The 23,777-nt window shown below is 65.9% G+C and carries 20 protein-coding genes; 11 read left to right on the forward strand and 9 right to left on the reverse strand.

Translation table 11 applies throughout. The features are described 5' to 3' along the window. Positions 1 to 195: 195 nt before the first annotated feature. Genes QX128_RS26840 through QX128_RS26860 form a run of 5 tightly spaced genes read right to left on the reverse strand, consistent with a single transcriptional unit; the run spans position 196 to position 5,924 of the window. Positions 196 to 1,182, reverse strand: coding sequence for a 3-hydroxybutyryl-CoA dehydrogenase (locus QX128_RS26840; protein ID WP_316238979.1), 987 nt, complete (start codon positions 1,180 to 1,182; stop codon positions 196 to 198). Further along, complete coding sequence (locus QX128_RS26845) at positions 1,179 to 2,273, reverse strand: NAD/NADP-dependent octopine/nopaline dehydrogenase family protein (RefSeq protein WP_316238980.1); 1,095 nt, start codon at positions 2,271 to 2,273, stop codon at positions 1,179 to 1,181. Before QX128_RS26845 ends, QX128_RS26840 begins: the two co-directional genes overlap by 4 nt. Beyond that, complete coding sequence (locus tag QX128_RS26850) at positions 2,270 to 3,808, reverse strand: class I adenylate-forming enzyme family protein (RefSeq protein ID WP_316238981.1); 1,539 nt, start codon at positions 3,806 to 3,808, stop codon at positions 2,270 to 2,272. Before QX128_RS26850 ends, QX128_RS26845 begins: the two co-directional genes overlap by 4 nt. A gap of 2 nt (positions 3,809 to 3,810) precedes the next feature. Continuing rightward, complete coding sequence (locus tag QX128_RS26855; RefSeq protein ID WP_316238982.1) at positions 3,811 to 5,097, reverse strand: acyl-CoA dehydrogenase family protein; 1,287 nt, start codon at positions 5,095 to 5,097, stop codon at positions 3,811 to 3,813. Further along, complete coding sequence (locus tag QX128_RS26860; protein WP_316238983.1) at positions 5,094 to 5,924, reverse strand: alpha/beta hydrolase; 831 nt, start codon at positions 5,922 to 5,924, stop codon at positions 5,094 to 5,096. Before QX128_RS26860 ends, QX128_RS26855 begins: the two co-directional genes overlap by 4 nt. A gap of 170 nt (positions 5,925 to 6,094) precedes the next feature. On the opposite strand from QX128_RS26860, the gene QX128_RS26865 reads away from it, so the two are divergent. The 4 genes from QX128_RS26865 (at position 6,095) to QX128_RS26880 (ending at position 11,479) form a co-directional block, all read left to right on the forward strand. Further along, on the forward strand, positions 6,095 to 6,856 hold the full coding sequence (locus QX128_RS26865) for an SDR family oxidoreductase (RefSeq protein WP_315802545.1): 762 nt from the start codon (positions 6,095 to 6,097) through the stop codon (positions 6,854 to 6,856). A gap of 48 nt (positions 6,857 to 6,904) precedes the next feature. Beyond that, the gene (locus QX128_RS26870) at positions 6,905 to 7,741 is read left to right on the forward strand and encodes an enoyl-CoA hydratase family protein (RefSeq protein WP_315802417.1); all 837 of its coding nucleotides are present in this window, start codon (positions 6,905 to 6,907) and stop codon (positions 7,739 to 7,741) included. Between the two features lie 87 nt (positions 7,742 to 7,828). Beyond that, positions 7,829 to 10,177, forward strand: coding sequence for a bifunctional salicylyl-CoA 5-hydroxylase/oxidoreductase (locus tag QX128_RS26875; protein WP_316238984.1), 2,349 nt, complete (start codon positions 7,829 to 7,831; stop codon positions 10,175 to 10,177). Positions 10,178 to 10,231: 54 nt separating this feature from the next. Beyond that, entirely contained in the window at positions 10,232 to 11,479 is a 1,248-nt protein-coding gene (locus tag QX128_RS26880; RefSeq protein ID WP_316238985.1) for a flavin-dependent oxidoreductase, read from the forward strand. Between the two features lie 118 nt (positions 11,480 to 11,597). On the opposite strand, the gene QX128_RS26885 is transcribed toward QX128_RS26880, so the two are convergent. Continuing rightward, on the reverse strand, positions 11,598 to 12,056 hold the full coding sequence (locus QX128_RS26885) for a cupin domain-containing protein (RefSeq protein ID WP_315751999.1): 459 nt from the start codon (positions 12,054 to 12,056) through the stop codon (positions 11,598 to 11,600). A 20-nt stretch (positions 12,057 to 12,076) separates the two neighbouring features. Beyond that, on the reverse strand, positions 12,077 to 13,261 hold the full coding sequence (locus tag QX128_RS26890; protein WP_316183228.1) for an ABC transporter substrate-binding protein: 1,185 nt from the start codon (positions 13,259 to 13,261) through the stop codon (positions 12,077 to 12,079). Between the two features lie 305 nt (positions 13,262 to 13,566). Here QX128_RS26890 and QX128_RS26895 point away from each other — a divergent pair, with 305 nt between their 5' ends. The 4 genes from QX128_RS26895 (at position 13,567) to QX128_RS26910 (ending at position 17,389) form a co-directional block, all read left to right on the forward strand. Then, positions 13,567 to 14,061: a MarR family transcriptional regulator gene (locus QX128_RS26895; protein ID WP_315751998.1), complete on the forward strand. Its 495-nt coding sequence runs from the start codon at positions 13,567 to 13,569 to the stop codon at positions 14,059 to 14,061. A gap of 175 nt (positions 14,062 to 14,236) precedes the next feature. Then, a complete protein-coding gene (locus tag QX128_RS26900; RefSeq protein ID WP_316218455.1) occupies positions 14,237 to 15,931 on the forward strand; it encodes a benzoate-CoA ligase family protein in 1,695 nt (564 codons plus the stop codon). A 12-nt stretch (positions 15,932 to 15,943) separates the two neighbouring features. Further along, entirely contained in the window at positions 15,944 to 16,390 is a 447-nt protein-coding gene (locus QX128_RS26905; RefSeq protein WP_316238986.1) for a RidA family protein, read from the forward strand. 723 nt (positions 16,391 to 17,113) lie between these two features. Then, positions 17,114 to 17,389 carry a hypothetical protein gene (locus QX128_RS26910; RefSeq protein WP_316238987.1) on the forward strand — a complete coding sequence of 92 codons (276 nt, stop codon included), beginning with the start codon at positions 17,114 to 17,116 and terminating at the stop codon, positions 17,387 to 17,389. A gap of 264 nt (positions 17,390 to 17,653) precedes the next feature. Here QX128_RS26910 and QX128_RS26915 read toward each other — a convergent pair whose 3' ends face one another. Both QX128_RS26915 and QX128_RS26920 read right to left on the reverse strand, forming a co-directional pair. Then, positions 17,654 to 19,030 carry a vWA domain-containing protein gene (locus QX128_RS26915; protein ID WP_316238988.1) on the reverse strand — a complete coding sequence of 459 codons (1,377 nt, stop codon included), beginning with the start codon at positions 19,028 to 19,030 and terminating at the stop codon, positions 17,654 to 17,656. Between the two features lie 5 nt (positions 19,031 to 19,035). Further along, positions 19,036 to 19,995 (reverse strand): MoxR family ATPase, encoded by a 960-nt coding sequence (locus QX128_RS26920; RefSeq protein WP_315802426.1) that lies wholly within the window; start codon positions 19,993 to 19,995, stop codon positions 19,036 to 19,038. A 275-nt stretch (positions 19,996 to 20,270) separates the two neighbouring features. Here QX128_RS26920 and QX128_RS26925 point away from each other — a divergent pair, with 275 nt between their 5' ends. The 3 genes from QX128_RS26925 to QX128_RS26935 all read left to right on the forward strand — a co-directional run bounded on the left by QX128_RS26925 (position 20,271) and on the right by QX128_RS26935 (position 23,763). Continuing rightward, positions 20,271 to 20,684 (forward strand): TspO/MBR family protein, encoded by a 414-nt coding sequence (locus QX128_RS26925; protein WP_315802546.1) that lies wholly within the window; start codon positions 20,271 to 20,273, stop codon positions 20,682 to 20,684. Positions 20,685 to 20,959: 275 nt separating this feature from the next. Beyond that, complete coding sequence (locus QX128_RS26930) at positions 20,960 to 21,859, forward strand: LysR substrate-binding domain-containing protein (protein ID WP_315802427.1); 900 nt, start codon at positions 20,960 to 20,962, stop codon at positions 21,857 to 21,859. Between the two features lie 527 nt (positions 21,860 to 22,386). Continuing rightward, positions 22,387 to 23,763 carry an MFS transporter gene (locus tag QX128_RS26935; protein WP_316238989.1) on the forward strand — a complete coding sequence of 459 codons (1,377 nt, stop codon included), beginning with the start codon at positions 22,387 to 22,389 and terminating at the stop codon, positions 23,761 to 23,763. The last annotated feature ends 14 nt before the right edge of the window (positions 23,764 to 23,777 follow it).

A 23,777-nucleotide genomic window follows, 5' to 3' on the forward strand; every position in this document is an offset into this window, starting at 1 on the left:
ATTCAACGCCATCTCCGAGAGCCGCCAAGAAAACGAGAATACCAAGCGTTAATTTGGTAAGTTAGCGCCAATGGGGGTATCTCTCAGCGAGCAAAGCTCGTGGAAACATACCCCTCACCCAACCGAGCTCGCCGCACTGTCCTACATGCCCTCTCCCGCAAAGGGAGAGGGCGCATTCACGTGCACTCGCCGCGCTCAATCCACCACCGGTGGCCGGGCCAGTTTGAAATGCCTGAGCATGTCGACCAGCGCTCCCAGCCGGTGCTCGCGATAGGCGGCGACATCCATCCCGGAATAGTCGAGGAAGCCCGAACCGGTACGCAGGCCGATGCGGCCCTCCGCCATGTTCCGCTCGATCACCTCGGGCGCGCGGTAGCGGTCGCTACCCAGCGCACCTTCGAGATAGCGGCTGGCGTAATACAGGATGTCGCCGCCGCCCCAGTCGATGAATTCGAGCAGGCCGAGCACGGCGTAGCGGAAGCCGAAGCCGTAGCGGATCGCCTTGTCGATCTCCTCGGCGCTGGCGACGCCTTCGCCGACCATGCGCGCCGCCTCGTTCATGGCGAGCGCCTGGATGCGCGGCACGATGAAGCCCGGCGTCGCGGCGCAGACCACCGGCACCTTGCCGATGTCTTCCAGCAGGGCCTTCAGCCGCGCCGTGACGTCGGGATCTGTGGCCTTGCCCGGCGAGATCTCGACCAGCGGGATCAGATAGGCCGGGTTGAGCCAATGGGCATTGAGAAAGCGCTCGGGCCGCTCGACCGCACCGGAGAGATCATCGACCAGGATAGTCGACGTCGTCGAGGCGATGATGACGTCCGGCGCGACCGCGCGCGACGCCGCCCCGAGCACCTCGCGCTTGAGATCGACGATCTCCGGCACGCCCTCGAAGGCCAGCGTGGTCTGCGCCAGCACGTCGCTGCTCGCGCCGGCCGGAGCCACGCTGATCTTCGCCATCAGTCTGTCGGCGTCAGCGGCCCGCAGCATCCCGAGCCGCGCCAAGGTGGCGAACGTCGCGCTGATCTCGCCGAGCGCCTCGCGCCGCAGCCTGTCGAACTCGGCCGCCGTGCGCGGCTTGATGTCGATCATGGTCACGGGATGGCCGGCATAGGCGAAAGCCACCGCGATCCCGCGCCCCATGCGGCCGGCGCCGAGGCAGGCAATATGACCGCGCGTGCTCATGCCGCGAACCCGTCGCGCAGCAGCGCCTGCAAGGCGGTTCGATCGAGACCGCTAAGTCCGAGGCTGGCGAGCGTGCGTCCCGTCGCCCAAAAATCCTCGCCGCAGATTGCGCCGCCGATGGCAAGGAAAGCGCGGGCAAGCGGCACCGGCGTGCCGCTCAGCTCGGCCGCGGAGATCAGGAACGACAGGCCGAGCCGGAGATCCTCGCGCATGTAGCGGTGCTGCGTCAGCACGAGCTGCTCGCGCCAATCGCCGGAATCGGTGAGCCGATCGTGCGAGCCGCGGCCATACATCCAGATCTCGCCCTCCTTGGCGTAGTGATGCGCCAGCGGGAAATGCGGCGCGCCATAGCCGAGCGCTTCGCGTACCGCAATCCGCTCCGCATCGAGCGCATCGGTAACGCGGCGGATCGACGGTTGCGTGCCCTCCTTGTGGATGTCCCAGCGTTCGAAGTGCTCGATCGGCCCTGCATTCATCACGATCAGCGGCGGATGAATGATGCAGCCGGCATTCATCAGTGCGCCCGACAGCGCATCGCCGCACGGCTCGATCACGCCGGGGAACGCCTTGCCGATCACGGCGAGCGCATGCTCGGCCGTCTTCAGCGGAAACACTCCGACCGGCAGCCGCTTGGCGCGAATGGTGATCGCGACCTCGAACGGTCCGTGCTTGCGGGTCAGCCAGGGCAGGGTGCCGGTCTCGGCGTAGCTGACACTGGCTTTGTTGCCGGCATCGCGCGCGGCTGCCGCGAAGATCATGGTGCCGAAGGTCGCCGGCGGCAGGAATACGACCTGGCCGTCGGTCAGATGCGGCGCCAGACGGCGCGCGATGTCGGCCTGTGCGAAGGCCGGCGCCGGGCAGAGGATCAGCTCGGCACCATGGACGGCCTCGCCGATGTCGGTCGTGACCAGCGCGAGCCTGGCCTCATGCCGGCCATTGACGTCCTTGACGACGATCGTCGAGCCCGCCGCTCGATGCTGCGCGACAGCGTCCGCATCGCGGCGCCACAGCCGGACCTCGTGACCTCCCAGCGCGAAATCGCCTGCCGCTGCAAAGGAGCCGTTGCCGCCGCCGAGCACTGCAATTTTCAAGAGCGCGTCTCCGTCTCGCTTATTTCGGGGTCATCGATCCGGCGCAGCAGATGGTGCTGCACCTTGCCGAGCGCGGTGCGCGGCAGGTCGTCGACGAAAACGATGTCCCGCGGCACCTTGAAGCGCGCGAGCTGCGACTGCAGATGCGCGCGCAGGGTCTCGGCCTCAAGCGCGCAGCCCTGGCGCTTGACCACGAAGGCGACCGGCACCTCGTCCCAGCGCGGATCGGGCCGGCCGATCACGCCGCAGTCGACGACGTCGGGATGCTCGCTGAGCACGCGCTCGATCTCGGCCGGATAGACGTTCTCGCCGCCCGAAATGATCATGTTGTTCTTGCGCTCGAGCACGAAGAAGTACCCCTCCGCATCGCGCTGGGCGATGTCGCCGGTGCGGTACCAGCCGTCATGGATCGCCTGCTGCGTGGCTTTGGCGTTGCCCCAATATTCGAAGAACAGATTGGGCCCGCGCACGGCGATCTCGCCCGCTTTGCCCGCCGGAAGCTCGTCGCCGTCTTTGTCGATGATCTTGGCCTCGCAGCACAGCCCGGGCAGGCCGGTCGAGCCTGCGCGCGAGAGGTTGCCGCCGAGCCGCGTGTAGACCGCGATCGGACAGGTCTCGGTCGAGCCATAGACCTGCAGTACCGGCACACCGCGCGCCGTGATACGCGCGATCAGCGCCGGCGGCACGATGCTCGAGCCGGTGGCGACGGCCTTGAGCGACGACAGGTTCGCGGCGGCCCAGCCCGGATGCTCGGTGACGGCCTGGATCGTTGCAGGCACCAGCACGGTCAATGTCGGCCGGTCGCTGACGATCGCGGCCAGCGTCGACTCCGGGGTGAAGCGGGCGTGCAGCGTGACGGTGGCGCCGTGATGCAGCGCCGGCGTGGTCTGGATGTTGAGGCCGCCGACATGGAACAGCGGCAGCACCGTCAGCACGTGATCGTCGGAGGTCAGGCCATGCATGTGCTGGCTCATCACCCCGTTCCACAGCAGCGCCTCCTGCCGCAGCACCGCGCCCTTCGGCCGGCCCGTGGTGCCCGAGGTGTAGACGATCAGCAGCGGGCAGGAGAGATCGATGTGCGGGTTGCGATCGTCGCCGTGGCCACGCGCTAGGAGATCGTCGATCTGCAATCCGTTAGCCGGCGTGAAATCGATGCCGACCGGCACTGTCTCCGGGTGCTGCTCCGCTAGCGCCGGCAGCACCGGCGCAAACGCCTGCTCGAGCACCAGCACCTTGGCCGCGGCATCGGAAAGAATGAAGACCTGCTCGGCCACCGCAAGCCGCCAGTTCAGCGGCACCAGGATCGCGCCAAGCCGCGCGCAAGCATAGAGCAGGACCAGATAGTCCGGCCGGTTGAGACTCAGGATCGCGACGCGGTCGCCGCGCCCGACGCCGAACTCCGATTTCAGCGCCCGCGCCGTCAGAGCGATGCGCGCGCTGAAATCGGCATAACTCAGCGTCACGCCTTCGAAGTGGATCGCCGGCTTGTCCGGCGTGAACGCCGCATTGCGCTCGATCAGGTTGCAGAGGTCCACGCTCAGTCGTCCGTCTCGCCGGGCTCGTACAGTGCCTCGCGGCCGATGCGGTCGAGGCACAATTCGGCGGTCCAGGGCAGCATCAGGGAGCCGCAACGGCTGTCGCGATAGATGCGCTCCAGCGGCAGCGTCTTGAGCATCGACTGTCCGCCGCAGGTGCGGATGGCGAGCGCCGCCAGGTCATTGGCCCCCTCCATCACCGAGTATTGCGCCGCATAGGCGCGCAGCACCTGCTCCTTGGTCGGATTGGCGCGCGCCTCGGTCACCGCCTGGAACCAGATGCCCTTGATCTGCTCCAGCTTGATCTGCATCTGCGCCACCGCGATCTGCTTGGTCGGATACATCCGCCGCTTGACCGGCGGCATGCCGGGCACCTCGCCGCGCAGATATTTGACGGTGAAGTCGTAGGCGGCCTGCGCCAGGCCCATATAGGTCGGCGACAACGTCATGAACATGTGCGGCCAGCGCATGGCCGCCTGGAAGTAGACGCCGCGCGGCATCAAGGCGGCGTCCTCCGCGACGAAGACATCCTTGAACAGCAGCGTGCGTGACACCGTGCCGCGCATGCCCAGCGGATTCCAGTCGCCGACGACGGAGACGCCCTCCGTTTTCGCCGGCACCGCGAGATAGAGCGTGTTGCGGCGGGACGCCTTCTCGCCCTCGCTGACCTCGGTGCATAGCACACCATAATAATCCGCGTGTCCGGCAAGCGAGGCGAAGATCTTCTTGCCGTTGATCAGCCAGCCGCCATTGACCGGCTTGGCCTCGGTGCCGAAGGCGACGCCGCCCGCCGCGGCTGCGCCGCCTTCCGAGAACGGTTGCGAGTAGATCGCGCCGTCCTCGACGATGCGCTTGTAGTGGATCGCGCGCCGCCGCTCATGCTCGGCGCGGACGTCGTCCTCCATGTCGAGGTCGTCGGCGAGCGGTCCGGACCATAAGGTCGAGCAAACGTGCATGTTCCAGGTCAGCGCGGTCGCGCCGCAATAGCGGCCGATCTCGGCGGCGGTGAGTGCATAGGTCTGGTAGCCGGCGCCGAGGCCGCCGAGAGCCTTGGGAACGGAGATGCCGAGCAGGCCGGCGCGATGCAGGTCCTTGTAGTTCTCAGTCGGAAAGCTCGCCTCGCGATCCCAGGTCGCGGCGCGGCCCGCCAGCACGCTCTGTCCGAGTTGCCGAGCGCGAGTGATGATGTCGGCCTGCTCGGCGGTCAGCCGGTACGCGGCCGGATCGAACATCGGGGCGTCGAGCGCCTCACGGGATGCCGTCGCCGTCTTCTGGACCTGAATGGTCATTGTGCCTCCGCTGCCGTCGTTGTCGCGTGCGCCTTCAGAAAGGCGTCGAGCGCAGTGTTGAATTCGCCGGGCCGTTCGAGATTGACGAGATGGCCGGCGCCTTGGATCTCGACATAGCTCGACGCGGGAATGAAGCTTGCCATCTTCTCCATCATCGGCGCCGGTGCGTTGCGATCCTTCGATCCCGAGAGCACCAGCGTCGGCACCTTGATGTCCCTCAAGGCTTGTCGCCGGTCGAAACCGAGCAGGGCCAGCATGCTCGAGCGATAGCTTGCCTCGGGCACGCCGGCCATGCAGGAGGTTGCAATTTCAAGGCCGTGCGGATCGGGATCGTCGCCGACCAACTCCTCGACCAGGCCCGACGCCAATGACGCCATCGTCGCTCCGCGATCCAGCGGGCCGAGGCGGGCCTCGATGAACGATTTCTGCCAGTCGCCGTCGGCCTTGCCGAAGGCCGGGCTGGTCTGAGCCAACACCACGGCCGACGCGGCCTGTGGATGCATCGTCAACCATTCCTGTACGATCATTCCGCCGATGGAATGACCAACGAGGATCGGCTGCTTGGCGCCGATCTGAATCAGGAAGTCTTGGAGCGCAGCGGCGAGCGTGGTGATGCTGACCATGTCGAGCCGGGCGGATCGGCCATAGCCCGGCATGTCCCAGGCCATCGCATGGCAGCGCTCGCCGAAATAATCGAGCTGACCACGCCAGGCGCGCGCGGCGCCACCGATGCCGTGCAGGAACACAACGCTCTGTTGCTCGGACGTCCCCGATGCCTCGTAGCCGAAGCGGCCGTCCTTCGTGGTAACGATTTGCGACGCAGGCACGCAGACCTCCGAGATATGCCCGAGGCCGCTACGTTGCTCGCTCCAGGCCCTTGAACGCTAGTCGCGGTAAACGAGGTGTCAAGCCGCTTCCGGCGTGTTGTTGCAAAAATTTGAAGTTTAAAATAACTTCTCCGTCGAGACGAGCCAACGAAATCAGAGGAGGCGCACGCATGTCCGGACTTCCGCAAGCCGCGCATGCGATGGTGACCGGGGGCGGGCGCGGCATTGGCCGCGAAATCGCGCGCGCCTTGAAGCTTGCGGGCGCAACCGTGACGATCGTCGGTCGCAACCGCGCAACGCTCGATGAGGCGATCGCGGCCGGATGCGCAGATCATGCCGCAATCGCCGATGTTGCCGATCCGGCGGCGCTCAATGCCGCAGCCGCAAGCGCCGCCGCGCATCAGCCGATCGACATTCTGGTCGCCAATGCGGGAAGCGCAGAATCGGCGCCGTTCCTGAAATCCGACACCGCGCTGTTCCACCGCATGATGGACATCAACTTCATGGGCGTCGTACACGCCGTGCAGGCGGTGCTGCCGGCGATGAAGGGCAGGCCCTACGGCAGGATTGTCGCAGTGGCGTCTACCGCGGGCCTCAAGGGCTATCCCTATGTCAGCGCGTACACCGCGGCCAAGCATGCGGTCGTCGGCCTCACGCGATCGCTGGCGCTGGAGCTGGCCGCGACGCGCGTCACGGTCAATGCCGTGTGTCCCGGCTTTACCGATACCGATCTTGTCGCGGAAAGCGTCGACAACATCATGAAAAAGACCGGCCGCAGCCGGGAGCAAGCGATCGCCGAGCTTGCCAAGCACAATCCGCAGGGGCGTCTCATCATGCCGCAGGAGGTTGCCGACACTGTGCTGTGGCTGTGCGGCAGCGGTGCCGGTGCGATCACGGGGCAGGCGATCGCGGTTGCCGGCGGCGAAGTGTGAGCCGCAGCGCCCTGGCCTAACGAAAACAGTTGAACAGAGGGAACTTACATGTCGAGACCGGCCAACCCCGTCACCGTGCCGCTGGCGGACTACAAGCCCAGCCATTTCCTGCTTACGGTCAAGGATCGCGTCGCGACCGTGACGTTGAACCGGCCCGAGCGCAAGAATCCGCTGACGTTCGAGAGCTATCGCGAGCTGACCGATTTCTTCCGGGCCTGTGCCTTCGACGATGAGGTCAAGGCGGTGGTCGTGACCGGCGCCGGCGGCAACTTCTCGTCCGGCGGCGATGTGTTCGAGATCATCGGTCCGCTGGTGAAGATGGACACCAAGGGTCTCACCGCCTTCACCCGCATGACCGGCGACCTGGTCAAGGCGATGCGCGCCTGTCCGCAGCCGATCGTCGCCGCCGTCGAGGGCATCTGCGCCGGTGCCGGCGCCATCGTCGCGATGGCCTCCGATATTCGTCTCGCAGCGACCGGCGCCAAGGTAGCGTTCCTGTTCAACAAGGTCGGTCTTGCCGGCTGCGACATGGGCGCCTGCGCGATCCTGCCGCGCATCATCGGCCAGTCGCGTGCGTCCGAACTGCTCTACACTGGCCGCTTCATGAGCGCGGACGAGGGCGAGCGCTGGGGCTTCTTCAGCCGCACCGTCGCGCCCGCCGACGTGCTGGGGCAGGCCGTGACACTGGCAACAGAGATCGCGAACGGCCCGACCTTTGCCAACACGATGACCAAGCGCATGCTGGCGATGGAATGGGCGATGTCGGTCGAGGAGGCGATCGAGGCGGAGGCAGTTGCCCAGGCCTTGTGCATGACGACAGAGGATTTCAACCGCGCCTTCGAAGCGTTCGCCGCCAAGTCCAAACCGGTCTTCCAGGGCAATTGAGCGGCCGCGGGAACCAAAGGGACTTGCCAGGAGATATTTTAGGTCTAAAATAATTTTCATTGGCTCGGCTCTCCAGCGGAGGCGCTCATGAAGATCGCGATCATCGGCGGCGGACCTGCCGGTCTCTATGCGGCGATATTGCTCAAGAAGCAGCGGCCCAGCGCCGACATCGCGGTCTACGAGCGCAACCGTGCCGACGATACGTTCGGCTTCGGCGTGGTGTTCTCGGACGCCACGCTCGACAATTTCGAGAAGCACGATCTGCCGAGCTACCAGCGCATCACCCAGGAGTTCGCCTACTGGGATGATATCGCCGTGCACTTCCGCGGCACGGTGCATCGCGTCGGCGGCAACGGCTTCTGCGGCTGCTCGCGCCGCACGCTGCTGCGCATCCTGCAGGAGCGTGCCCACGAGCTGGGTGTCGCTCTGCACTTCGAGGTCGATCTCGAGGACGAGACGCAATTCGCTGATGCCGATCTCCTGATCCTGTCGGATGGCATCAACAGCCGCTTCCGCCAGAAGTATGTCGATCACTTCCAGCCCGAGGTCGACCTGCGCGCCAACAAGTTCGCGTGGATGGGCTCGACCAAGCCGCTCGATGCCTTCACCTTCATCTTCCAGGAGACGGAGTGGGGCCCGTTCATTGCGCACGCCTATCAGTATGAGGCGGGGCACTCGACCTGGATATTCGAGACGGATCCCGAGACCTTCGAGCGCGCCGGCCTGACCGGGCTGGACGAGCGGCAGTCCGCCGATCGCATGAAGGAGATCTTCGGCTGGTTCCTCGGCGACCATCCGCTGCTGATCAACCGCTCGATGTGGCGCAATTTCCCGATGATCCGCAACAAGCGCTGGGTCAGGGACAACATGGTGCTGCTCGGTGACGCCAAGTCGACCGCGCATTTCTCGATCGGTTCGGGCACCAAGCTTGCGATGGAGGACGCGATCGCGCTGGCCGACGCCATGCAGCGCGCGCCCAACATTCCAGCGGCGCTCGATCTTTACGAGCATGGCCGGCGCGAGGAGGTCGAGAAGACCCAGCACGCCGCCGACGTGTCGCTGGTCTGGTTCGAGCATGTCGACCGCTTCTGGGATTTCGATCCGGTTCAGTTCGCGTTCGGCGTGATGACGCGCTCGAAAGCGATCACCTACGACAATCTCACTCTGCGCGCGCCGGACTTCGTGGCCGAGGTTGACAAGGCCTTCGCGCGCCAGGTCCGCGCCAAGGGTTTTGATGTCGATGTCGAGAAGCCCTTGGCGCCGATGTTCCAGCCGCTCAAGCTGCGCGAGATGACAATCGTGAACCGCGCGGTGCTGTCGCCGATGTGCATGTACTCGGCGGAGGAAGGTGTCCCTGGCGATTTCCACTTGGTGCATTACGGCTCGCGCGCGATCGGCGGCGCGGGTCTGCTGTTCACCGAGATGACCTGCGTCAGCCGCGGTGCCCGCATCACGCCCGGCTGTGCCGGTCTGTGGAACGACGCCCAGGAGGCGGCGTGGACGCGCATCGTCGATTTCGTCCATGCGAACTCGCAGGCGAAGTTCGCGCTGCAGCTCGGCCACGCCGGCCGCAAAGGCGCGACCAAGCTGATGTGGGACGGCATCGACCGGCCGTTGGAGCAGGGCGGCTGGGACGTGGTGTCGGCGTCGCCATTGCCGTATTTCCCGGACAGCCAGGTGCCGCGCGAGCTCGACCGCCAGTCGATAGATGCGATCAAGACCGACTTCGTCGCTGCGGCCGAGCGCGGCAACCGCTGCGGATTCGACATGCTCGAACTGCACTGCGCCCACGGCTATCTGCTCGCGAGCTTCATCTCGCCGCTGACCAACAGGCGCACCGATGAGTACGGCGGCTCGCTGGAGAACCGGCTGCGCTTCCCGCTGGAAGTGTTCGCGGCGATGCGCGCGGCGTGGCCGGCGCACAAGCCGATGTCGGTGCGCATCTCCGCCACCGACTGGGCCGAGGGCGGCATCACTGGTGACGACGCGGTGTTGATCGCCCGCGCCTTCGGCGAGGCGGGCGTCGATCTCGTCGACGTCTCGACCGGGCAGACCGTGCGCGAGGCCAAGCCGATCTACGGCCGCATGTTCCAGACGCCGTTCTCGGACCAGGTCCGCAATGAGGCTGATGTCGCCACCATGTGCGTCGGTAACATCACTTCGGCCGACCAGGTCAATACCATCCTCGCCGCCGGCCGCGCCGATCTCGTCGCGCTCGGCCGTCCGCATCTGGTCGACCCCGCCTTCACGATGAAGGCCGCGGCCTGGTACGGCGCCGACATGTTCTGTCCGCCGCAATATCTGCCGGGCAAGGAGCAGATCTTCCGCAACAGCGTCCGCGACCGGCAGGATTTCGAGGAGCTGAAGATTAAGGCTAAGCCGAAAACGCGGGCCGAGCTGAAGGCCGAGGCTGCGAAGCCGCTTGCGGCGGAGTGAGCCGCTGTGCAACGCTGCCGCCCGGTATGCGAAGTACGAGTGGAGTAGGGAACGATGAAGGCGATCATCGTAGGCGGCGGTATCGGCGGATTGACCACGGCTCTGATGCTGCGGGCGCGCGGCATCGACTGTGAGCTGTTCGAGCAGGCGGATGCAATCCGCGAGCTCGGTGTCGGCATCAACACCCTGCCGCACGCGATCCGCGAGCTCGCCCAGCTCGGGCTGCTCGACCGGCTCGACGAGGTCGCCATCCGGACCTATGAGCTGTTCTACCTGACCCGGCGCGGCCAGGAGGTCTGGCACGAGACCCGCGGGCTCGATGCCGGCCATGACGTGCCGCAATTCTCGATTCACCGCGGCCGTCTGCAGAGCGTGATCCATCAGGCGGTGATGCAGCGGCTCGGGCCTGAGAAGGTCCACACCGGCTGCCGGCTCGGCGCCTTCACCCAGGATGAGGGCGGGGTCACCGCGTATTTCTTCGACCGCACCGGCGCCCATGTCCACACCGCCCGCGGCGACGTGCTGATCGGCGCCGACGGCATCCATTCCAAGGTCCGGCAGACGCTGTTCCCGAACGAGGGCGCGCCGTGCTGGAACGGCCTGATGCTGTGGCGCGGCGCCACCGACTGGCCGGTGTTCCTGACCGGGCGTTCGATGATCATCGCCGGCGGCCTCAACGCCAAGGCGGTGATCTATCCGATCGCCGAGGGCTCGAGCCCCGCGAGCCGCCTCACCAACTGGGCGGTGCTGGTGCGCATCGGCGATGCCAACACCGCGCCGCCGCGGCGCGAGGACTGGTCGCGGCTCGGCAAGGCCGACGAGCTGATGCCGCATGTCAACGGCTTCTCCATTCCCCAGGTCGACTTCGCCGCGATGGTGCGGGCGACGCCGGAGTTCTGGGAATATCCCTGCTGCGACCGCGATCCGTTGCCTTACTGGTCGAGTGGCCGCGTCACGCTGCTGGGCGACGCCGCGCATCCGATGTACCCGGTCGGCTCCAACGGCGCCTCGCAGGCCATTCTCGATGCCCGAGCGCTCGCCGATGCCTTGGCCCGCTCCGAGCATCCGCGCCAGGCGCTGATGACCTATGAGCAGAAGCGGCTGCCGATGACGGCCGAGATCGTCGCGTCCAACCGTCGCGGCGGCCCCGAGGGCGTCATCGATGCCGTCGAGCAGCTCGCGCCGCAGGGGTTCAGCGACATCAACACCATCCTCAACTACGAAGCCCGCGAAGGCATCGTGCGCGGCTATGCCAGCCGGGCTGGATTTGCCGCGCGGATGGTGACGCGACAGGCGTCGTAAGTCAGCGTCGAGCACCGTTTTCCGGGCTGCCCCTCACCCCAGCCCTCTCCCCGTAACAACGGGGAGAGGCAGCCGCCTGCATTCTGCGGTATAGTTCGAACCCAAGCACCAGCCCGGCTCACGCCCCCGGAGGCGGGGGCAGGAAGTGGATGTTGTGCTCGGCGGCGAGCTTCACCACGTCGTCGGGGTTCTGCTCGCGCATGTTGTGGATCGCCCAGAACAGCTCGTAGAGCCGCCGCGTCGGCGACACCCAGAACAAGGTCTTCGCCGTCTGCTGCGACTTGTTGAAGATGCCGTGCGGCTTGCCCATTGGCAGCCGCACCGTGTCGCCGGCGGTGGCGTATTCCTCGGCGCCGTCGAGGAAGAAGTCGAGCCGGCCCTCGAGGATGTAGAGATACTCGTCCTGGTCGGGATGAATGTGCGGCGGCACGAAGGTGCCGACCGGGAACGTCGCATGCCAGGAGAAGCTGTGCTCGGTGCGGTTCTTCGGCACGTAGACCTGGCCGAGGATGTTCCAGGAGATGCCCTGGATGCCCTCATTGGCCCGGGTGATGCCGGCGATTTCCGGATGATTCATGTTGGTTTCGCTCCCTGTTGTTACTTGGCCGCGCAATCCTTGGCGTAGCGGTCGGCGTAGTTCTCGAACACCTTCTGCACGATTTCGGTCTGGAACTTGCCGTCGGGCCGCTTGGCGACCTTGGTCAGATAGAAGTCCTGGATCGGGTAGCCATTGGTGTTGAACTTGAAGTTGCCGCGCAGCGAGGCGAAATCGGCCTTCTTCAGCGCCGCGGCCACCGCATCCTTGTTGCTGAGGTCGCCATTGACCGCCTTCACGGCGCTGTCGATCAAAAGCGCGGCGTCATAGGCCTGCATGGCGTAGGTGCCGGGCACGCTGTTGTAGGCGGCCTCGTAGCCGGCGACGAACTTCTTGCTTTGCGGATTGTCGAAATTGGGCGCCCAGTTGGCGCCGCCGAACATTCCGACCGCGGCGTCCTGCTGCGCAGGCAGCGTGGATTCGTCGACCGTGAAGGCCGAGAGCACCGGAATGGTGTCGGCAAGGCCGGCCTGCTTGAACTGCTTGACGAGGTTCACGCCCATGCCACCCGGCATGAAAGTGAACACGGCGTCCGGCTTCTGCGAGGAGATCTTGGACAGTTCAGGCTGGAAATCGAGCGTGTTGAGGGGGACGTAGGACTCCTCGACGATCTCGCCCTTGTAGTCGAGCTTGAAGCCGGCGACGGAATCGCGCCCGGCCTGGTAGTTCGGAACCAGCAGATACATCTTCTTGTAGCCGCGGTCCTGCGCGACCTTGCCGAGAACGGCATGCACCTGGTCGTTCTGGTACGAGGTCACGTAGAAGTAGGGACTGCACTCCTTGCCGGCGTAGCTGGACGGACCGGCATTCGGGCTGATCAGGAAGGTCTTGTTCTCGGTGACCGGCCGGTGGATCGCCTGCAGCATGTTGGAGAAGATCGGACCGACGACGAAGTCGACCTTGTCACGCTCGAGCAGGCCCTTGACCTTGGTGATCGCGGCGTCCGGCTTGAGCTCGTCGTCGGCGACGACCACCTCGACGTCCTTGCCGCCCATCTTGCCGCCGAGGTCCTTGATGGCAAGGTTGAAGCCGTCGCGGACCTGGCCGCCGAGCGCGGCGGCGGGGCCGGAGAGGGTGACGATGACGCCGATCTTGATCTTGTCGGCGGCCAGCGTCGGCTGGGCGAGCAGGCTCGCAGCAATGCCAAGACCGACGCCGAGACCGGCCAGCTTCGAACTCATTTTCATGACAACTCCCCCGGGATGCGGAATTTCAGGTTTATGTTTTTTGCACCTGACCAAACGATGGGCCAGACCGCAGCTTGGTCACAAGCCTAGTCTGATGACGCCCTCAGCCGCAAGCGAGCTGCTTGCGGAAAGGGCAGTTTCGGCACGCATGCAAGCGCCGCGCCAATTGCTTGAAGGTTAAAGGAATTGCCGCCTCATCGTCCTGCGCAAAATGACGGTACATTTTTCCTTGCTCCCGGGAGGTCCTGAAGGTCAAACTCACGAGCCTCGCCAGACGAGGCTGAACGTGCCCAAGTGATTCCGTCATGACGCTTGATTCCGAGACCAAGGCCGTCGAGCTGCCCGAGGACCATGCCGAGGAGCTGCGGCTGTGGCTGCGCCTGCTCACCTGCACGACGCTGATCGAAGGCGAGATCCGCAGCCGGCTGCGTGAGCGTTTCGACGTGACCCTGCCGCGTTTCGACCTGATGGCGCAGCTCGACAAGGCGCCTGATGGCATGACCCTGTCCGACGTCTCCAAGCGCATGATGGTCTCGAACGGCAACGTCACTGGACTGGTCGAGCGCCTCGTCGAATCCGGCCATCTGGATCGCCGCACCTCCGATACCGACCGCCGCGTCCAGGTGATCCGGCTGACCAAGCTCGGCCGCGCCGAATTCCGCAAGATGGCGGCCGAGCACGAGACCTGGATCGCGGATATCTTCGGCGATCTCACGGAGAAGGACGTGCGCGAGTTGATGCGGCTGCTCGCCAAGACCAAGGGGTCGGCGCAGAAGGCCGTGCAGCGCCGGCAGGATTGAAGCGGGCCTGACAGGACGTCGCAGGCCACGCTGCCACGCGCGGCAAACGCTCAAACAATTTGCGGGCAGTGCACAATCTTCGGCTATCTTCGGCTCTTGCGTCCAGATGTTTTAAGTCTAAAATGTTTAGGACTGAAACGTGCCGGGCGTTCTTCCCTTCAGACAGGAGCGTGTGATGGCCACTGCCGCCAAGGTTCAGCAGCCGGAGAGCGCCAGTGCGCATGCGCACAGCGCCCACGTCGACACCTTCGCCCAGGACAATCTGCCGCCGCGCGAGCTGTGGCCTGACTTCGTCTTCAGCCGGCCCGAATTCCAGTATCCGCCGCGGCTGAACTGCGTGACGCATTTCGTCGATCGCTGGGTGAATGAGGGGCGGGGCGATGCGCCGTGCATCATCAGCGCTGACATCGGCTACACGTATCGTGAGCTGCAGGCCCTGGTGAACAGGATCGCCAACGTCCTGGTCGGCAAGCTCGGCCTCGTGCCCGGCGGCCGCGTGCTGCTCCGCTCCGCCAACAATCCGATGATGGTCGCCACCTATCTGGCCGTCATCAAGGCCGGCGGCATCGTGGTCGCCACCATGCCGCTGCTGCGCGCCAAAGAGCTGTCCTATCCGATCCAGAAGGCGCAGATCGCGCTGGCCTTGTGCGACGGCAAGCTCGCCGACGAGATGGAAAAGACCCGCCCGATCGCGCCGGCGCTGAAGCAGGTGGTCTATTGGGGCAACGGCCAGCCCAGCGCGCTGGAAGCGCTGATCGCCGATGCCAGCCCGGAGTTCACCGCAGTCGACACCGCCTCCGACGATCTCTGCTTGATCGCCTTCACTTCCGGTACGACCGGCGATCCCAAGGGCACCATGCATTTTCACCGCGACATGCTCGCAGTGTGCGACGGCTACGCCCGCAACGTGCTGCGCGCCAGCCAGAGCGACCGCTTCATCGGCACCGCACCGCTCGCCTTCACCTTCGGCTTCGGCGGCGTGCTGTTTCCGATGCATATCGGGGCATCCTATGTCGTGCTGGAAAAAACCTCGCCGGACGATCTGCTCGCGGCCATCGAGCGCACCAAGGCCACGATCTGCTTCACGGCGCCGACCGCCTATCGGGCGATGCTGAGCAAGCTCGAGGGGCGCGACATCTCCTCGCTGCGCAAATGCGTTTCCGCCGGTGAGACCCTGCCGAAGCCGACCTTCGACGCCTGGCTGAAGGCGACCGGGCTGAAGCTGATGGACGGCATCGGTTCGACCGAGATGCTGCACATCTTCATCAGCGCCATCGAGGACGAGATCCGCCCCGGCGCCACCGGCAAGCCGGTGCCGGGCTACGAGGCCAAGATCGTCGACGACGAGGGCCGCGACGTGCCGCCGGGCACGATGGGGCGGCTCGCAGTGCGCGGTCCCACCGGCTGCCGCTATCTCGCCGACGAGCGTCAGCGCAAATATGTTCAGAACGGCTGGAACGTCACCGGCGACACCTATGTGATGGATGAGGACGGCTACTTCTGGTACCAGTCGCGCTCCGATGACATGATCGTCTCGTCCGGCTACAACATCGCCGGCACCGACGTCGAGGCGGCGCTGCTGACGCACGCGGCTGTCGCCGAATGCGGCGTTGTCGGTGCTCCCGACGACGCGCGCGGCATGGTCGTGAAGGCCTATGTCGTGCTGGCGCCGGGAGCCGAAGGCACGCCGGCGCTGGTGGCCGAACTGCAGGAGCATGTCAAACGCGAGATCGCACCGTACAAATATCCGCGTGCGATCGAGTTCGTGACACAGTTGCCCAAGACCGAGACCGGCAAGCTGAAGCGCTTTGCCCTGCGGCAGCTGGCGCAAGGCGTGGCCGCGCCGCCGTCCGGCGCTGACAATCGATAAGGAGGCACAGTCGTGAGCACGACCAAGGCGCCCACGCTGGCCGTGGTGAAGCAGGATGAGGCCGAGGGCATGCGCGTGCTGCAGCCGAGCGGCTGGCCGATGCCAAAGGGCTATGCCAACGGCATCAGCGCCGAGGGGCGCATCGTCGTCACCGGCGGCGTGATCGGCTGGGACGCGAGCGAGACGCTCGCCGACGGCTTCGTCGCGCAGGTGCGGCAGGCGCTGGAAAACATCGCCGCGATCCTGGCCGAGGGCCATGCGCGTCCGGAGCACCTGGTGCGCCTGACCTGGTATGTCGTCGACATGGATGAGTATCTCGGCCATCTGAAGGAGCTTGGGAAGATCTATCGCGAGATCTTTGGCAGTCATTATCCCGCGATGGCCCTGGTGCAGGTCGTCAGGCTGGTCGAGAAGGCCGCGCGGGTGGAGATCGAGGCGACTGCGGTGGTGCCGCGCTGAGGGCGGGTGCTGCCGGCAGGGGCCCGTCTTTGATCGGTCGAATCTGGAATATGACATCGCGCTCTCGCGGCTGGTCGGCCCGAGCTTTGCTGGTCGATCACCCCCGGCGAAAATCGAGGGCGCAGGGAAGGCCGGGTGTCCACCACACCCGCGGCCCCCGTGCGATCAAAAATGCACGGGGCAGGAACCACAGGTGGGCCGAACATGCCGGCCTTCCCTGCGCGATGTTTGACGGCTTATACGTGGTCTCCCTGGTGCGCCGGGCTTGTTGGCCACCTCCGCGCGAGGCGAAGCCTCGTCGCGTTCGCGACAACGCGCGTAGCGCGTTGCGCGGGTGATACCAGCGTCGGGGTATCAGGACATCACGACTTCACCGTACGCCACGACATCACTCGTCCGCGCAACAAGCGCATGATGCAACGGCGTCCACCGCAGCCTGCCCCACGTATCGTGACGACGCGTACGCCCCTCTTCGCCGGATCAGGTTGGGCGCAAGCATCGTCGTGATTTGCCCGACGACACAAGGCTCGAGCGCTGCGACATGGTAACGCGACGGGCAGTCACACAGCACATCACAGTTCGCAGGCATCGGGCTTCGTTCGTCGAACAATTGTGGTCGTCTGATGCGCCCTCTGTCGAACGATGGACGCGGGATCGCCATGTCGCGGCCACCAACCTGTTCGAGCGTGGCCGCCCAGGGGCGGATGAGAGCAGGGGGTGGACTTGGATTGGAAACTCTTCGTGGCGACGGCGCTGGCCGCCGGCATCGGCGCTGCGGCCGGCGCGCTGGCATTGGCAAGCGCCGGTGGCGGCGGCATCGAGCATCAGGCCGATGCCAAGATGCTGGAGATCGGCGTCGCGATCCTGCGCGAGCCGGCGCGGGTGGATGACGATCCGATGCGGTCGTGGGCGGTGCGCGTGGTGGAGAAGAAGTCGGGGGTGAGTTTTACGGACCAGCAGCGTGCGGCATTGTTGAAGCGGGCGGCGGGGGGAAGGTAGCTCCGCCGACGGTGCGTAGGGTGGGCAAAGGCGCGCCCGCAATGTGATTGTTTGTCCGTGTTACATGTTCGCGCCATGCCCGCCGTCTTGCGCGGATGGACTGTCGGTGGGCACGCCATCGCGCGGCTTGCGCCGCACGACGGCTTTGCCACCCTACGAATTTTCGGCGTCATGGTGAGAAGCGCAGCGACGAAGCAATCCAGAGTCCTTGCTCCACCCCTGGATTGCTTGCTTCGCTCGCAATGACGGGGTGAGAGCGGTGGCCTACTGATAGGCCGAGACGATGTCGCTCACAGCGCGCTCGAGCTGCTGGGCCGTCGCGCAGGGGCGGACGACGTTGCAGAAGGTCTGGTAGCGCGGCATCTCTGAATCGCCCCAGCCCCAGGTCATGCGGCCCTCTGGATTGAGCCACACCACGCGCTTGGCGCGCTCCGAGATCGCTTTCAGGATGTCGGCGCGCGGGGCGAGCTTGTTGCTGCGGGCATCACCCAGAATGATCACGGTGGTCTGCGGCGTCACCGAGGCCATGAACTGCTTCTCGAAATCGACCAGCGACGAGCCGTAGTCGGACGAGCCGAAGCCGACCTTGTGCATGATCTCGGCCATGGCCTCCTCGGCCGGCTTCTGCTCCAGGATATCGCTGACCTCGATCAGGTGGCCGGAGAATGCGAACGAGCGGACGTCGCTGACGACGTCGTGCAGGCTGTGGATCAGCAGCAGGAAGAAGTCCGAGACGCGGGCGACGGAGCCGGAGACGTCGCACAGCGCGACGACCTTCGGGCGGTCGCGGTGCCGTCGCTTCCACGCGGTGAGGAAGGGCACGCTGCCCCAGGCGGCGTTGCGGCGGAGCGTGCGGCGGACGTCGAGATGGCCGCGGCGCTGGCGCTTGCGCGGCTTCGCATAGCGCTCGCGCAGGCGGCGCGCGATCTGCCGGATCAGCGCCCGCATCGCCGCGACCTGGCGCGGCTCGATGCGCGAGAGCTGGGCATTGCGCAGGATCTCGTGGCGCAGATTCTCGGTCTCTTCTCGGCCGTACAGCGCCAGCGCCTGCGCGACGGCATCGCGCACGGTGTCGCGCAGGCCGTCGAGCCCGGCCTGCAGCCGCTCCGCCAATGACGGATTGGTTTCGGTGAGCGTATCCAGATCGTCGCGCAGCCGCTGGATGCCCATCGTCTCCAGCATGCGGCTGGAGAACAGGCCGCGCTGGGTGAAGTAGCGGATCTCCGACAGCCCGACGGCGCTGGACGCTTTGGCGATCGCGGCCGAGATGTCAGCCGTGTTCTGCGTCAGCAGCATCTGGGCGAGGGGCCCAAGCTCTGCATCCGCTTCGGCGCCGGCCGGCTGTCCCGATGATGGCGGAGCTGCCTGGGCCTCCTTCGACGCCGCGTCCTGCCGCGTCTCGTCATTCGCCTCGGCCTGCGCCGGATCGACATGGGCGAAGAACAGGTCGAAGCAGGCGCCGAGCGCCTTCTTCTCGTCCTCGCTCTTGGCGAGCGTCAGCAGCAGGCTGTCGCGCAGCACCGTGCGGTCGGCGAGACCGACGCTCGCCACCGCGCGCATGGCGTCGATGCTCTCGGCCGGCGAGACGTGCACGCCGGCGCCGCGCGCCGCCCGGAAGAACCGATGCAGGTTCTCCTGCATGGCGCCTACCCGAAGATGTTCTGGCGCTGCGCCTTGGCGACGAAGGTCGTCACCTGCGGCAGCGCAACCTCGATGTCCGATTCGTATTTCAGCAGCACGTTGAGCGTGTCCTTGACCACCTCGTGGCCGAGTTCAGCGGCCTGCAGCAGCACCAGCACGCGCGCCCAATCGATGGTCTCGCTCACCGAAGGCTGCTTCTTCAGGTCGAGCGTCCTGACGTCGTGGATGAAGGCCACGAGCTGCCGGCGCAGATTCTGCGCGATGCCGGGCACGCGGCTCTCGACGATGCGCTCCTCCAGCTTCTGCTCGGGGAAGCCGATGTGCAGATGCAGGCAGCGCCGCTTGAGCGCGTCGCCGAGATTGCGCTCGGAGTTGGAGGTCAGGATCACCGTCGGCGGCTTTGCGGCGGCGATGCTGCCGAGCTCGGGGATCGTAACCTGGAAATCGGAGAGGATCTCCAGCAGCAGCGATTCGAACTCGGCGTCGGATTTGTCGATCTCGTCGATCAGCAGTACGCAACCGTTTGGCTCGAGCAGCGCCTGCAGCAGCGGCCGCGGCTCGACGAACTCCTTGGAGAAGAACACGTCGCCGAAATCATGCAGCTGGCCGAGCGCGGCATGCAAGGTCTGGGCGCCGCCGAGCACCTCGCCGAGCTTGTCCTTCAGGATCTGGGTGTAGAGCAGCTGCTTGGCGTATTTCCACTCGTACAGCGCCTTGGCCTCGTCGAGACCCTCATAGCATTGCAGCCGGATCATCTTCAGGCCGCGCCAGGCGGCGATCGCCTTGGCGAGCTCGGTCTTGCCGACGCCGGCCGGCCCCTCGACCAGGATCGGCTTGTCGATCGCCTGCGACAGGTAGACGGCGGTGGCGATCTGGCGGCTGGCGATATAGCCCTGCGCGGCGAGGCCGGCTTCGACGGCCGCGATCGAGGCGATGGCTGAAGGGGAGGCCGGGGAATCAGCCACTGACGAAACTCCGTTTCCTGGTATTAGGACCCGGCGCAGATGTGATCGGCGTTCCGGTCCCTGGACGTGGGTATCAGGGCGAAAACCCTGACTTTTCCTCGCATTGTGTTATGTCCTGGCTACGCGCACCCGGCAGCCCTGTCCAGTGCGTGCGTGGGTGCCCAAGCCGCATGGCTGCCGGTCGCCAGCGGACGGACCGAGAACCTCCTCCTGTAAATCACGCCGAGCGGAATATGAACCGATCCATCCTGCATCTCCTCGTCCTGCTGGTCCTCGTGGTCGGAGGCGGCTGGATCATCGGCGCCTCCAACATGCCCGGCGCCTGGTACGGCTCGCTCAACAAGCCCTGGTTCACCCCGCCGGGCTGGCTGTTTCCGATCGCCTGGACCGTGCTCTACATCATGATTGCGGTCGCCGGCTGGCGCACCTATGAGCGGGTCGAAAGCGGCGCTGTGATGCAGGTGTGGTGGGGACAGCTGGTGCTGAACTTCGCCTGGTCGCCCGTGTTCTTCACCGCGCATCTGATGTGGGTCGCGTTCGCGATCATCGCCAGCATGTTCGTGCTGATCGTGATCTTCATCGTCATGCAATGGCGCGAGGACCGGATCGCCGCGTTGCTGTTCGTGCCCTATGCGTGTTGGGTAGGGTTTGCGTCGGTGCTGAATTTTTCGGTGAACGTGTTGAATTGAGATGAGGCGGGTTTGATGAAAGCTCGCTGTCAGATGAGAACAACGGTGCGCTCCCTCTCCCCGTTCTTACGGGGAGAGGGTTGGGGTGAGGGGCAGCCGCGCGGGGGGTGTTCGCGGATAGACCTGTACCCCCTCACCCGGATTGCATCTGACGATGCAATCCGACCTCTCAGCGCGAGCGAAGCTCGTCGCGGCCCCGCAAGCGGGGCGAGGTTGCAGCGCGCTTGCGGCTCCGAGTTCGCGTCACACCACGGGCATTCGCGGGGCCACCGCCCATGAACCTCAAGCAGCTCGAATACTTCGTCCAGGTCGCCGAGCTCGGCTCGTTCAGCAAGGCCGCGTCCGTGCTCGACGTGGCGCAGCCGGCGCTGTCGCGGCAGGTGCGGGCGCTGGAATCGGAATTGAAGCAGCAGCTGTTCGCGCGCAACGGGCGCGGCGTCGAACTGACTGAAGCGGGGAAGCGGCTGCTCGACCACAGCGTCGGCGTGCTGCAGCTGGTGGCGCATGCGCGCGAGGATCTCGGCGCCAGCCGCGATGCGCCGGTCGGCCGCGTCACCATCGGCCTGCCGCCGAGCATCGCGCGGCAATTGACCTTGCCGCTGATCGACCGCTTCCGGAAGGAATATCCGGCCGCGCGCCTCGCCGTGGTCGAGGGCCTGTCGACGCATGTGGTCGAGTGGGTCACCACGGGCCGCATCGATGTCGGCATGGTCTACAATCCGGAAGCCCAGGCCGGCATCGAGATCACGCCGGTGCTGCAGGAGCCGCTCGCCCTCGTCAGCCACGCGCCGAAGGGCAAGCGCCGCGTCACCGCGCCGCTGCCGATGGCCGAGCTGTCGCGCTACAGCCTGATCATGCCGGAGCGGGTGCACGCGATGCGGCGCCTGCTGGAGACGCAGGCCGCGCTCGCCGGGATCAAGCTCGACATCGCCTGGGAGGTATCGAGCGTGCCTTCGATCATCGATCTCGTCTGCGCCGGCTACGGCCACGCGGTGCTGACCCCGAGCGGCGTCGCCGCCTCGGGCCGCGCCGGCGAGCTCGCGATCCGGCCGCTGACCGAGCCGGCCCCGACAAGCGTGCTGTGCTTCGTCACCTCGGCGCACAAGCGCCCGACGCCGCTGGCGCAGCAGACGATCAAGCTGGCGACCGCGTTGATCAGGAAGCTGCCGCGCTGAGCGCTGCGTCAGTTCGGTTCGGGCGGCGCCATTGTCCCCTGGAGGTTCAAGGCGGGCATGTGAAGATATCGGACTCCTGGGACGAGCAACCCCGCCAATGAGTTACTCCGTCATGCCCGGGCTCGTCCCGAGCATCCACGTCATTCCCAGCACGTCATTCCCAGGATGCCGACCAACGTCGATGGCCGGGACAAGCCCGGCCCTGACGACTTGGAGACACGCGAGCGCAAAGCTCCGATCTTCAAGTGTAGCAGCGTCGCCTGGGGAGGTGGAGGTGTGAGCCTCGACGTTGCGCCCAAGCGGCTGTGGCGGCCTCTCCAGACCCATTCTAAATTCAGCATGGCTCATGTGATATCTTATGCCGTTTCGGAATAGCTGATAGAAGCCCCCGGGCGCTGGTGCGCGCTGTCCCTGTCCGTCACATAGCCTGTCAAGCTGCCGAAGCTGCAAGACCCGACCACGCGAGGAACGGGCGTCTGCGGACCTCGGTTGATGCGCCAGAACAGCACCCCAAGGAAGCAGAAGCGATGCCAACGACCGCCCGTGTCGACGTCCAGGCCTTTCTCGACGACCACCCGTTTTCCGGCTTCCAGTGGCTGATCTTCGCGCTCGGCTTCGTCATCGTGCTGCTCGACGGCTTCGACACCGCGGCGATCGGCTTCATCGCGCCGTCGCTCCTGAAGGAGTGGGGCATCGAGAAGTCGGCGCTGGGACCGGTGCTGAGCGCGGCGCTGTTCGGCCTTGCCGGCGGGGCGCTGTTCGCAGGGCCTATCGCCGATCGTCTAGGCCGCAAGCTGGTGCTGGTCGGCTCCGTGCTGATCTTCGGCATCGCCTGTCTTGCCTCGGCGTTCGCGAGCAACCTCACCGAGCTCACCGTGCTCCGCTGCGTCACCGGTATCGGCCTCGGTGCCGCCATGCCGAATGCCGTGACCCTGCTCAGCGAGTATTGCCCGGGCCGGCTGCGCGCGACCATGACCAATTTGATGTTCTGCGGCTTTCCGCTGGGCGCGGCATGCGGCGGCTTTCTCGCGGCGTGGATGATCCCGCAATGGGGCTGGCGCAGCGTGCTGGTGCTCGGCGGCGTCACCCCGCTGGTGCTGACGGTGCTGCTGATCGCGATCCTGCCGGAATCGGTGCATTACCTGTTGTCGCGAGGCGCCAGTGTGGAGCGTGTCCGTAAGGTCATGCGCAGGGTCTCTTCTGCCGCCTCCGAAGTCGGCCAGTTCGTGATGCTGGAGCCGGAGCATGCCGAGACCACCCGGCGCGTCAATGCCACCGGCATCGGCATGGTGCTGTCGCCGGTGCTGCGTGTGGGCTCGCTGATGCTGTGGGTCACCTATTTCATGGGCCTGGTGATCTTCTATTCGCTGATCAACTGGATGCCGATCCTGTTCAAGGATGTCGGGCTGAACCCGCAGACCGCGACGCTGATCTCGGCGCTGTTCCCGCTCGGCGGCGTCGGGGCGGTGTTCTTCGGCGTGCTGATGGACCGCTTCAACGCCAACCGCATCGTCGCGGTCGGCTATGCGCTGACGGCGGTCACGATCTTCCTGATCGGGCAGGCCGCCGGCAACATGGGCTTCCTGGTGGTGATCGTGTTCGTCGCCGGCGTCGTCATGAACACGGCGCAGTCGTCGCTGCCGGCGCTGGCCGCGGCGTTCTATCCGACCCAGGGCCGCGCCACCGGCGTCGCCTGGATGATGGGCATCGGCCGCTTCGGCGGTATCGCCGGCTCCTTTCTGGTCGCCGAATTGACCGCGCGGCACCTGACCTTCAGCGAGATTTTCACCGTGATCGCAGTTCCCGGCTTGATCGCGGCGCTCGCCCTTGTGGTAAAGCAGGTCGTGGGACCGGGAGGCCGCGCCAGCGGCAAGGATGTCGGCGCCCCCGTGGCGGCGCATTGAAGGCGCTAGCTGGC

Origin of the sequence: Bradyrhizobium sp. SZCCHNR1015, assembly GCF_032489875.1 — a bacterium.
In the GTDB taxonomy this organism is placed as follows: Bacteria; Pseudomonadota; Alphaproteobacteria; order Rhizobiales; family Xanthobacteraceae; genus Bradyrhizobium.

What these genes read in the sequence shown, in the direction of transcription:
- QX128_RS26930 (WP_315802427.1), top strand. Translation starts at nt 20,960, where the DNA reads ATGAACCTCAAGCAGCTCGAATACTTCGTCCAGGTCGCCGAGCTCGGC.
- QX128_RS26915 (WP_316238988.1), bottom strand. Translation starts at nt 19,030, where the DNA reads ATGCAGGAGAACCTGCATCGGTTCTTCCGGGCGGCGCGCGGCGCCGGC.
- QX128_RS26875 (WP_316238984.1), top strand. Translation starts at nt 7,829, where the DNA reads ATGAAGATCGCGATCATCGGCGGCGGACCTGCCGGTCTCTATGCGGCG.
- QX128_RS26885 (WP_315751999.1), bottom strand. Translation starts at nt 12,056, where the DNA reads ATGAATCATCCGGAAATCGCCGGCATCACCCGGGCCAATGAGGGCATC.
- QX128_RS26855 (WP_316238982.1), bottom strand. Translation starts at nt 5,097, where the DNA reads ATGACCATTCAGGTCCAGAAGACGGCGACGGCATCCCGTGAGGCGCTC.
- QX128_RS26870 (WP_315802417.1), top strand. Translation starts at nt 6,905, where the DNA reads ATGTCGAGACCGGCCAACCCCGTCACCGTGCCGCTGGCGGACTACAAG.
- QX128_RS26935 (WP_316238989.1), top strand. Translation starts at nt 22,387, where the DNA reads ATGCCAACGACCGCCCGTGTCGACGTCCAGGCCTTTCTCGACGACCAC.
- QX128_RS26840 (WP_316238979.1), bottom strand. Translation starts at nt 1,182, where the DNA reads ATGAGCACGCGCGGTCATATTGCCTGCCTCGGCGCCGGCCGCATGGGG.
- QX128_RS26900 (WP_316218455.1), top strand. Translation starts at nt 14,237, where the DNA reads ATGGCCACTGCCGCCAAGGTTCAGCAGCCGGAGAGCGCCAGTGCGCAT.
- QX128_RS26865 (WP_315802545.1), top strand. Translation starts at nt 6,095, where the DNA reads ATGTCCGGACTTCCGCAAGCCGCGCATGCGATGGTGACCGGGGGCGGG.
- QX128_RS26895 (WP_315751998.1), top strand. Translation starts at nt 13,567, where the DNA reads ATGACGCTTGATTCCGAGACCAAGGCCGTCGAGCTGCCCGAGGACCAT.
- QX128_RS26890 (WP_316183228.1), bottom strand. Translation starts at nt 13,261, where the DNA reads ATGAAAATGAGTTCGAAGCTGGCCGGTCTCGGCGTCGGTCTTGGCATT.
- QX128_RS26880 (WP_316238985.1), top strand. Translation starts at nt 10,232, where the DNA reads ATGAAGGCGATCATCGTAGGCGGCGGTATCGGCGGATTGACCACGGCT.